The sequence below is a fragment of the Microcystis sp. M113S1 genome (assembly GCF_020246945.1).
Classification (GTDB): Bacteria; Cyanobacteriota; Cyanobacteriia; order Cyanobacteriales; family Microcystaceae; genus Microcystis.
Window position 1 is genome coordinate 1 of sequence record NZ_JADBSA010000140.1, and the last position, 9,998, is coordinate 9,998.

13 protein-coding genes are annotated in these 9,998 nt (G+C 44.0%); 4 read left to right on the forward strand and 9 right to left on the reverse strand.

Features of this window, described 5'->3' with window-relative positions; genetic code table 11:
- Positions 1-75 precede the first annotated feature (75 nt).
- Positions 76-318 carry a hypothetical protein gene (locus IM319_RS07100; protein WP_287735117.1) on the forward strand — a complete coding sequence of 81 codons (243 nt, stop codon included), beginning with the start codon at positions 76-78 and terminating at the stop codon, positions 316-318.
- A gap of 336 nt (positions 319-654) precedes the next feature.
- Here IM319_RS07100 and IM319_RS07105 read toward each other — a convergent pair whose 3' ends face one another.
- Positions 655-3,042, reverse strand: coding sequence for an ATP-dependent Clp protease ATP-binding subunit (locus IM319_RS07105; protein ID WP_287735119.1), 2,388 nt, complete (start codon positions 3,040-3,042; stop codon positions 655-657).
- Between the two features lie 184 nt (positions 3,043-3,226).
- The gene (locus tag IM319_RS07110; RefSeq protein ID WP_287687431.1) at positions 3,227-4,180 is read right to left on the reverse strand and encodes a branched-chain amino acid ABC transporter permease; all 954 of its coding nucleotides are present in this window, start codon (positions 4,178-4,180) and stop codon (positions 3,227-3,229) included.
- 558 nt (positions 4,181-4,738) lie between these two features.
- On the opposite strand from IM319_RS07110, the gene IM319_RS07115 reads away from it, so the two are divergent.
- Complete coding sequence (locus IM319_RS07115; protein WP_193961534.1) at positions 4,739-5,311, forward strand: manganese efflux pump MntP family protein; 573 nt, start codon at positions 4,739-4,741, stop codon at positions 5,309-5,311.
- A gap of 26 nt (positions 5,312-5,337) precedes the next feature.
- On the opposite strand, the gene queC is transcribed toward IM319_RS07115, so the two are convergent.
- The 4 genes from queC to IM319_RS07135 all read right to left on the reverse strand — a co-directional run bounded on the left by queC (position 5,338) and on the right by IM319_RS07135 (position 7,464).
- On the reverse strand, positions 5,338-6,030 hold the full coding sequence (gene queC / locus IM319_RS07120) for a 7-cyano-7-deazaguanine synthase QueC (protein ID WP_287687430.1): 693 nt from the start codon (positions 6,028-6,030) through the stop codon (positions 5,338-5,340).
- Positions 6,030-6,392, reverse strand: coding sequence for an aspartyl protease (locus IM319_RS07125; protein ID WP_286824380.1), 363 nt, complete (start codon positions 6,390-6,392; stop codon positions 6,030-6,032). The genes queC and IM319_RS07125 overlap by 1 nt, the downstream gene beginning before the upstream one ends.
- Positions 6,389-6,706 carry a hypothetical protein gene (locus IM319_RS07130; RefSeq protein WP_158201278.1) on the reverse strand — a complete coding sequence of 106 codons (318 nt, stop codon included), beginning with the start codon at positions 6,704-6,706 and terminating at the stop codon, positions 6,389-6,391. The genes IM319_RS07125 and IM319_RS07130 overlap by 4 nt, the downstream gene beginning before the upstream one ends.
- Positions 6,707-6,846: 140 nt before the next feature.
- Positions 6,847-7,464 (reverse strand): 7-carboxy-7-deazaguanine synthase QueE, encoded by a 618-nt coding sequence (locus IM319_RS07135; RefSeq protein ID WP_286824379.1) that lies wholly within the window; start codon positions 7,462-7,464, stop codon positions 6,847-6,849.
- Here IM319_RS07135 and IM319_RS07140 point away from each other — a divergent pair.
- Complete coding sequence (locus tag IM319_RS07140) at positions 7,441-7,998, forward strand: Ycf51 family protein (protein WP_286824378.1); 558 nt, start codon at positions 7,441-7,443, stop codon at positions 7,996-7,998. The two genes, IM319_RS07135 and IM319_RS07140, sit on opposite strands and share 24 nt — an antisense overlap.
- A 20-nt stretch (positions 7,999-8,018) precedes the next feature.
- Positions 8,019-9,128, forward strand: a complete 1,110-nt coding sequence (locus IM319_RS07145; RefSeq protein ID WP_287080142.1) for an iron-containing alcohol dehydrogenase family protein — start codon at positions 8,019-8,021, stop codon at positions 9,126-9,128.
- A 20-nt stretch (positions 9,129-9,148) separates the two neighbouring features.
- Here IM319_RS07145 and IM319_RS07150 read toward each other — a convergent pair whose 3' ends face one another.
- The 3 genes from IM319_RS07150 to IM319_RS07160 form a co-directional block, all read right to left on the reverse strand.
- The gene (locus IM319_RS07150) at positions 9,149-9,307 is read right to left on the reverse strand and encodes a hypothetical protein (RefSeq protein ID WP_287735121.1); all 159 of its coding nucleotides are present in this window, start codon (positions 9,305-9,307) and stop codon (positions 9,149-9,151) included.
- Between the two features lie 69 nt (positions 9,308-9,376).
- Complete coding sequence (locus tag IM319_RS07155) at positions 9,377-9,550, reverse strand: hypothetical protein (protein WP_287735122.1); 174 nt, start codon at positions 9,548-9,550, stop codon at positions 9,377-9,379.
- Positions 9,547-9,816 carry a hypothetical protein gene (locus IM319_RS07160; protein ID WP_286824374.1) on the reverse strand — a complete coding sequence of 90 codons (270 nt, stop codon included), beginning with the start codon at positions 9,814-9,816 and terminating at the stop codon, positions 9,547-9,549. The genes IM319_RS07155 and IM319_RS07160 overlap by 4 nt, the downstream gene beginning before the upstream one ends.
- Positions 9,817-9,998 lie beyond the last annotated feature (182 nt).

Consider the following 9,998-nt stretch of genomic DNA (forward strand, 5'->3'; position numbering starts at 1 on the left):
CCCCCAACCCCCAACCCCCAACCCCCACCGAAAAACTTTTTCAGCAGACCCTAAATAACCTAAGTTTTTGATGCAATGAAAGAGCAATTTGTCAAGTGGTTGAATAGAATCTTAATATTTGATGTGTTTTTAGTAATAGCGGGCTTTCTCTGGTTTGCCGTGGCTGTTATCGGTGAATCCACGGGAATTCCCCTAGGATTTAAACTTTTTCAGCGTCTTTGGCTGCCCTTATTCAATCCTGCTATTAGTATTTTAATTGCGGGGGCGATTGTCAGCTGGGCGATTAATAAAATTCAAGAGCGCTGGTCCCCTAAATAGGGCTGGCTGAATAAATCTAAAAACCTTGCTGGATAAGACTTTTAGACTTTTTTCCCCTCAAAAAGTGCTGACCATTGGAGTGATCGGGGGTAGAATTGAGGTACTTTTTCCCTGAAAATTAGGTAATTGACCCCCTCAAAATCGGTAAAACCCCACACCCCACACCCTACACCCTACACCCTACCCCCACCGAAAAACTTTTTGCCGCAAATCCTAGTTCAGATTCTTGACTTTCGTAGCGAGATGATTCCCGCTCCCCTAGAAGTTATTTTTCCTAGTTGATAAAAATCGGGGTTGAAACATTTTCAACCCCGAAAAAAGCAATTTTTGAGGGGATTAACCCACTGGTTGTAACTGTAATTGCGAGAGAATATCGCTTTGCTCAGAGCGCTGATGACTAGAGACTGTCACCACAGCTTCAGCAGTTACATCTAATATCGCATGGTCTCCAGAATTGACTTTTCCCGATAACATCGCGACCGCTAAACTATCCTCTAAGCGTCGAGTTAAAGCACGACGTAAAGGCCGCGCACCGTAGCTAGGATCATAACCCTCATTGATGACCAAATCCTTAAAAGCGGCGGTAACTTCCACAGAAATGCCTTTTTCTGTCAATTGTTTGGCTAGATCCGCGATAAGAATATCGGCAATCTGGGTAACTTCTTCCCGAGTTAACTGTCGGAAAACGATAATTTCATCGAGACGGTTGAGAAATTCGGGACGGAAATATTGTTTTAACTCGTCTGTCACCCGATTAGAAATCTGTTGGTAGCGCGATTGAGCAAAATCGTCAGCAATCTCGAATCCTAAGCTATTACCGCCTTTTTCGATGACTTTTGAGCCAATATTCGAGGTCATGATAATTAGGGTATTCTTAAAGTCCACCCGACGACCTTGGGAATCGGTCAAATGACCATCTTCTAACAATTGCAGGAGAAGATTAAAAACATCGGGATGTGCTTTCTCGATTTCGTCAAACAAGACCACTCTATAGGGTTGACGACGCACTGCTTCCGTTAACTGACCGCCTTCATTGTAACCGATGTATCCTGGAGGCGCACCAATTAACTTAGAAACCGTGTGGGATTCCATAAATTCCGACATATCTAGACGAATCATACTGGATTCCGAGCTAAAGAGCAACTTAGCCAAGGCTTTCGTTAATTCAGTTTTACCGACTCCCGTGGGACCTGCAAAAATAAACGAGGCAATCGGACGGTTAGGATTCTTTAAATTTACTCGCGCTCGACGAATAGCACGAGAAACGGCATTTACTGCCTCCTGTTGGCCAATAATCCGCTCATGCAGTTGATATTCCAGATTTAAGAGCGATTCCGACTCAGTTTCAGTTAATTGGGTAACGGGAATACCTGTCCAAGCGGCGACAATTTGGGCGATTTCCTCCGCATCCACCACTGGAATTAAAGATTCGGGGTTAATTAGGGGTGATTCTTCGTTAACCTCTGCGGGACTTTTACTTTGCAGGGAATAGCGTAGATGGGTGCGGGATCCTGCTTCATCGAGAAGATCGATCGCTTTGTCCGGTAAAAAGCGATCATTGATATAGCGAGAGGATAGATTAACAGCAGCTTCGATCGCTTTTTGATCGTATTTTACCTGATGGAAATCCTCGTAGGTGGCTTTTAAACCCCGTAAAATCTCGATCGCTTGCTCTTTAGTCGGTTCTCCCACCATAACTGGCTGAAAACGTCTTTCTAGAGCCGCATCTCGCTCAATATGCCGTTTATACTCATCGAGAGTCGTTGCCCCTAAACACTGTAACTCGCCGCGAGCTAAAGCAGGTTTAAGCAAGTTAGAAGCATCCATAGCTCCTCCCATGCTACCAGCACCCACAAGAGTGTGAATTTCATCGATAAACAGGATAATATTGCCCGATTTGCGAACTTCCTCCACGATACCCTTTAAACGTTCCTCAAAATCGCCGCGAAAACGGGTTCCCGCCAGTAAAGACCCCATATCGAGGGCAATTACCTGTTTATCCTGCAAAAGTTCGGGAATATCGCCATTATGGATGCGTTGTGCTAAACCTTCAGCGATCGCTGTTTTCCCCACCCCCGGCTCACCCAGTAAAATCGGGTTACTTTTGGTACGGCGGCCTAAAATTTGGACAACTCGCTCGATTTCTGGCTCTCTACCGATTAAAGGGTCAATTTTGCCATTTTTGACCTCTTGGCTTAAATTGCGACCATATTGGGCTAAAATACCGACTTGGGGAGCATTTTTCTGGTCTTTATAGTCACTATCACCCGTTAAGCGACCACTAGCGACTTTTTCCCCGGCATTTTTAAGTAAAAGGCCGCGAAGTTTGATCAAATCAACACCCTGCATAATTAAAATTTTAGCGGCTAGGGATTCGGGATCGCTGGTGATAGCGAGTAATAAATGTTCAGGTGCGATCGCCTGTTCCCCTAATTGTCGAGCTTCCTGAAATGCTTGCTCGAACATCTTTTTCGCTTTTGGGGTAAAAGGGATATTAACGGGACTGTAACCGGTGCCGCGGCCGGTCATTCCTTCAATCAGGCGGCGACTTTCGTGCAGGGTGACTTTTAAATCCTTGAGAATTAAGGCTGCGGTGGCGGTGGCTTCTCCTATCAATCCTAACAGTAAATGCTCCGTACCCACGACACTGTGAGCGGTACGACGGGCTTCCTCTTGGGCGAACATCACCGCTTTGATAGCTTTCTGGTTAAAGTATTCAAACATGATCGACGGCTTCCTGGCTACTGGGCTTTACCTGTTACTGTAACGTTTTCTTTACATTAGCCGGAAGGGGGATATCCGTATCAGCAGGGTGGGTTAGGAGACAGGAGTGGGGAGATGGGGAGTTTTTTGCTGTGAACAGTAAACAGTAATCAATTACCTGAAAACTAAAATCTGATCACTGTAATTAGGAATCAACTTGACTAAGAGAGGAACGTCTTTTAAAAGGCATTATTTTTTTAATTAATTCAGGTGTAATTAAGCCTTGGGGATAAAAAATCGTTCCCAAAACAATTAAAATTCCAAAAATAATCAAACGACCATCGCGCAAGAAATTCCCTAACCAAATTGGTAAACCATTCACACCACCGAGGGCGCGTAAAACTTCGGGCAAAGCAGTTAAAACAATGCCTCCCACCACTGGACCAACAAAAGTTCTTGAACCGCCAATTAAAACGAAAGCCAAGAAAATAATACTGGCATCAAAAGTTCCCTGACGGGAATTCCAAGTATTGAGAAAATGGGCGCTTACCGCTCCCACAACTGCCGCTAAAACTGCCCCGAAAGTGAAGGATAAAACTTTGTGATAGGTGGGATTAATTCCCATGGCTGCAGCTGCCAATTCATCGGCACGAATGGCATTAAATGCCCGACCAATTTTGATGTTTTCTAACCGGTAGAGAAACAGCATAGTTAGGAATAAGAGGGGCAAAGCCAGCCAAAGGTAGGCTAATTGAGTGGTGAAAGGTTGGGGAATGGCGAAAATACCGACCGCACCGCCAGTTATCTCGAGATTAAGGGCAATAATTCTCAAAATTTCTACCCAGGCGATCGTGGCAATGGCTAAATAGATACCTCGCAAACGGAGAACAGGAATACCTAAAACTATGGCTAATATTCCTGAAATAATGCCAGCAATTAACATTTCTAAAAAGACCAAAGCCAGGGGATAATTGCTGCCGGTATTAGTAAAAACTTTCGTAGAAAGAATGGCGGCTACATAACCCCCTAAAGCGTAAAAACCGGGGGTTGCTAAGGATAATTGACCGGCCATTAAGGGCAAATAAATTGAAATGCCTAATATGGCTCCAAATATCATTGAAACAATTAAAAAACCATAGGTGTTAAAAAAATCAGCCATATTTTCAGTGAGCGGTTATTGGGGGCTTAAGTTACTGGAGTCAATTAGCTAATTTTATCACCGTTCTCTCCCACCTCATTCTCCGGTAATTCTCGAAATTATCATAATTTTTTACGGGGCGCTTTTCCTATATGGTAGCGTTCGCCACCTTAAAAGCAGACGGGATGATCGATGATGGGAAAAGGTATCTTCCTCAACTTTGTCCTGGAAACAGGGGAATTTATGAAACAGCAGCATTGGTTAGTTAACTCCGAAAACCGGTTCCTCGGACTCCTACGGCTGAATTTACCGATAAAATCGCAGTAGCGGCTGAAAAAGTCCTAGAAGCTGAGGATATTATCGGTTTTACCCCGGAAGCGCTCCATCAGGTGCAGGCGATCGGCGAGGAACCAGTAATGTGGTTTTAAACGTTTTCAATTCGATCCTCTCACTAATCGAGCAGTTAATTTTTAGGTTAGAGAAATGATAGATAAATGAGAGGATCATGAGAGAAATATGAAAGTTTTCTGGGTAAAAATTAGTTAAGATAAGGGGAAATTAAAGGATAAACAACTATAGATGTTTACTTCACTCGAACTTTTAACCACTTCCTTTGTGGCCGTGGGATTAGCCGCCGATGCCGTGGCCGTTTCTCTGACCAGTGGCCTGATGATTCGTCATATTCATGTTAATAAGGCTTTGAAAATTGCTTTGTTTTTTGGGGGATTTCAAGCGATTATGCCGATGATCGGTTGGGGTATCGGTCTAACTTGTCGCGAGTTCCTCGCCTCTTTTGACCACTGGATCGCTTTTATTATTTTAGGGGCGATCGGCAGTAAAATGATCTACGAAGCTGTTCAAAATGATGACGAGGAAAAAAAATTTAATCCTCTAGATTCCTATACTTTAATCGGATTAGCGATCGCTACTAGCATCGATGCTTTAGTAGTTGGTTTGGGTCTATCGATGATTAAAACTCCCTTACTTTTAGCTTGCACTGTCATCGGTTCTATTACCTTTGCTTTATGTTTTATAGCTGTTTTTATCGGGCATAAATTCGGTAATTTATTTAGTCAAAAGGTGGAAATTCTCGGCGGTTTAGTTTTAATATTAATCGGCAGTAAAATCCTCATTGAACATTTAATTGCCTAGATTATCTCCATTTTTCACTATCCTCCCTATTTTCCCTGGCTGTTTTTCAACAGGGGAGTGGCTAATTCGGGATAACCGGCCTCAATTAAAGCCCGATCTCTGATGCGACAGGAATCGCATAAACCGCAGGGTTCAACTTCTCCTTGATAACAAGACCAAGTATCCGCAATGGGAACCCCTAAACTAACAGCACGACGGACGATATCTACCTTACTATCCATCACCAAAGGGGCAATTAATTGGGGTGCTTTCCCTTCTAAACCCGCTTTCGATGATAAATTAGCTAAAGTTTGAAAGGCATCTAAATACTCGGGACGACAATCGGGATAACCAGAATAATCCACCGCATTAATTCCTAAATATATCGCCTCCGCTTCCCTTGCTTCCGCTAAAGAAAGAGCGATCGAAATAAAAACTGTATTTCTCCCCGGCACATAGGTAATCGGGATAATATTCGGGTTAATTCCCTCTTGGGGAATAGCTATAGATTGATCCGTTAAAGCGGAACCTCCCCACAAAGATAGATTGACTTCGATCAGATGATGTTCTTTAATATTGAGGAAATTAGCAATTTTTTTCGCCGCCGCTAATTCCCGCTCGTGTCTTTGTCCATAACGAAAGGAAAGGGCAATTAATTGATAACCAGCCGCTAGAGCGATCGCTGCTGTTGTCGCTGAATCTAATCCCCCGGAAAGTAAAATAATCGCCTTTTTTGTCATTATCCTAATGTCACCTGTGTTTGTTGATAATTAGCTACTAAGATAAATTGTTTGAGCCACTGGGAACCTAACAAAATCTCCTGAATTGCCTCCCCTGCAAAGACGGGAATTTCGTATTCTTGACCATCAATTCTTACTCTGCCTAAATATATATCAAAAAATGCTTCTCCTTGGGCGGTGCGTAACTTATCTTGGTTTAAAAATGGCCATTCAAGACTGCGAGCATCTTGGTCATTCATAACACAAAACTCCGTGAAACCAGTATCTAGCATAGCTTCTACAGGTAACACCAGACCATTAGGGCTGACTAAATCGATATCAAAATAAATTTGACCATTTTCTCCAAATCTCCCTTCAATCATATTCTGCCACTAACTCCAGTTTCATTAATGCCAAAGATATGATGGATTTTGTCGGGATATTTTGCCCTTGCTTTTTTACTAGCCACTTCTTTGTCGGGATCGATAAAATAATCGCCGCTATCAGGTTCGATCGCAATGTACCAACCATAATAATGTTTCATTAACCGGGGCTGTAAACTCTGAAAAATCGGCCAACAACGATGATAAAATTCTAATTGTCGGGCGCGATGTTTGGCCTTTTCTTCCTCTGTAGCTTGAATCTCTGGAAAAACTCGACCACGACGCACTACTCGTTCAGAATTGTTGTTAGACATAGTATTTAACCTCTTGTTAGTAAATTAGGGGTTGGGAATCATGAATTATGAATTGGGGAGTGGGTAGAATAAATAAAAAGTAATCTCCTGATAACTGATAACTGATAACTGATCACTGATAACTGATAACTGATAACTGACTAGCGGACTCCTAAAAACTTATGGGTTTGGAGACTGAGGCGCCATTGGGGATGCCGGAGAACATAATTAAAGACTAACTCTTTGCTTTCCACTGTATTCCATTCGGGTTGCAGATATTTGATCACCCCTTCCGATAACTTACTTTCCTGGATGGCTGCCCAGTCTAAATCCTCTGGATTAGCCACGACAATTTTTAACTCATTCACCCGTGCATAAATACTAGGATCGGGCATTTTATAAGTTTTAGGAGAAAAAGTCACCCAATCGAAAACCCCTGTAAAAGGATGAGCGCCAGAAGTTTCTAAATGTACCCGTAAACCCTGATCTTTTAATTCCCCGGTCAAAGGATCAAGATTGTGCATTAAAGGTTCCCCCCCGGTAATCACCACCATAGCGGGGTTAGCCCCTTTTGCCATCTCAACCAATTCCCGCACCGATTGTTGTGGATAACGGTGGGCATTCCAAGACTCTTTTTGGTCGCACCAAGGGCAATAGACATCGCAACCTCCCAAACGGAGGAAAAAAGCATTGCTTCCCGTCCAAAAGCCCTCGCCCTGCACAGAATGGAAAGTTTCGACAACAGGATAGGTACAATGGTTTATGCTAACCGTTTTCATAGAATCAGTATTATAGAAAATATGGACATTCCCCTGAACTTTGCCAAATACATCCAATGGTCTGGTATTGCCACGCTGGTTTTTTTGGTACTCACGATTATCGCTTTTCTCGTCGGTTGGGGAATCCGCTTTCGTCTCGTCGGTGTCACTAGCTTTATGGCTGTGTTGACGGTCGGAATTTTCGGTCTTGGGTTAGGATTATTTACTCGTACCGAAATTCCGGGAGCGGTGAGATTCTCCCTTGTCTATGATAACGGAGCTAATCAAGCTGTTATCTCCCTGCCCAATACTGTTACTACCGAGCAGGTGGAAGCAACCCTAAAACAAGCCGCTAGTGACTTGTTTTCCTCTGGTCGCGCCGGTGCTGGCGGTAATAATCAATTTATCATTAGCGCTCGCACTCTGGTTCACCCTCAGCCCGGTTTATCTGCTCCTTTGTACTTAGGACAGATTAAAAAATCCTTCTCCGCCCCGGGGGATAATACCCCTGAACTACAGCTTTTTCCCGAAAGCTTCGCTAAACTTAGCCAATAATCCTGAGAGGTTGTCAAAAAATGTCCAATGCTGTCGCTGTTTTGCCCCTGTTAATCGCCCCCGCACAAGTGATTCGGGGTGACAATGCCCTAGAAGAATCCACCGGCAAATTAGCGGATTTGGGGAAACGTCCCCTCGTGGTGGGCGGCGATCGCAATTTAGCTTTTTTGTCATCTCCCCTGAAAAATCTCACTCCTAGCTATCACAGTTACGCCCCCGATTGTTCGGAGAATTCCTTAGCATATTTAAAGGCATCTGTCAAGAGTCATGAGGCAGATTTTATCATCGGTGTGGGTGGCGGCAAGGCCCTCGATACGGCCAAATTACTCGCCCATCAGTGCCATTTGCCGATTGCCACGATTCCCACCTCCGCGGCCACTTGTGCCGCTTGGACGGCCCTATCTAACATCTATTCTGACGCGGGGGCGTTTCTTTACGATCTGTCCCTAGCCCGTTGCCCGGATTTATTAATTCTCGATTACGGTATTATCCAAACTGCCCCGAAAAGAACCTTAATCGCCGGTATTGGCGATGCGATCGCTAAATGGTACGAAGCTTCCGTCAGTAGCGGTCATTCCACGGAAACCCTGATCATTGCCGCTGTCCAACAGGCCCGGGTTTTGCGGGATATTCTTTTCCAAAAATCCCCGGCAGCCCTGGAAAATATCGGCGGGGAGGACTGGAAACAAGTAGTGGATGCCACCGTTTTATTAGCCGGAGTAATTGGTGGTTTAGGGGGCGCTAATTGTCGTACCGTGGCCGCCCATGGGATTCATAATGGTTTAACCCATATTCCCGCTTGCCATCATGCCCTGCACGGGGAAAAAGTCGCCTACGGCATCCTCGCCCAATTGCGTCTAGAGGAAATAGTTTTGGGCAATCAATTGGCACTATCGGCCCGGGGGCAACTAATCCAGTTTTATGAACAAATTGGTTTACCGAAATCCCTAGAGGATTTAGGATTAAGAGATGTTTCCCTTGCCCAATTGCGCCACGCAGCCGCAATTGCCTGTCAGCCTAATTCTGACATTCATCGTTTACCTTTTACGGTTTCCCCTGAACAAGTTATGGCGGCCATGGTTTCTACTACCACTGCCGATCCGATCGTGCAGAAAGTTAAAGCTAATTAAGGGTAAATTTTCGGGACTTATTAATAAATTGAAATCACTTGAACACTTGGGGTACGATAAATAGACCTACTCGGTTTTTCAGTTGTCATAAACTCCTTTGCACCAGCCATTACCGCTGCTGCAACATGAAGCGCATCCATTGCTCCCAAACCCCACTGACGCGCCTCTTGAGAACCCATTAAGAGAATTTGTTCTAAATCTGTAACGTAGTCAGTAACTGCCGTGAAATACGCTTCATAGAATAGTGCTTACTCTCGGCACTGATTATAAATTGCCTTGGGCAAGACTTCTAGCTTCAGAAATGGACTGGAAACAAACGAGCGATTTGCGTCATCGAGAACCTGTACCGCAGGAAGTGACTTTTCGCTATTCCCCCTAGCCGCAGCAATTAAAACACCCGAATCAATAAAGGTTTTGATCACCCATTATCTCCTTGATATCCACCTCTCCTCTCAGCTTTTTCACGTTCAATACCCTCCAGATCCAAAAGACTTTCTCCCGATGCTACAATTGCAGTCCGAATTTTTTGCAGCCGTTTACCCAACTCAGTTTTAGGCTGGTACGATGCTACTGGATCTGTAATAGTTTGCTCCTCAAGACAGAATGATTCGACCAACTCCAAGACTTGCTGCTGTTTGTCGTCGGGTAGTGTTCTCCATTTTTCCAGTAATATTTGCTCATTTGTCATAATATCTTCCTGATGGCTAATCCTCATAATTTTTCCTGCACTTACCGAAATTTTGGGTTAAAGCCCCGTCCTTTTAGGACGGCTTTTTAAACTATAGCTTGTTAACTTAACTTTTATTGTGCTATACTGATTTTGTCTAAGTACCCCCTGCGTAAAATGTTTGTCTTAGAGTTTAAAGTTAA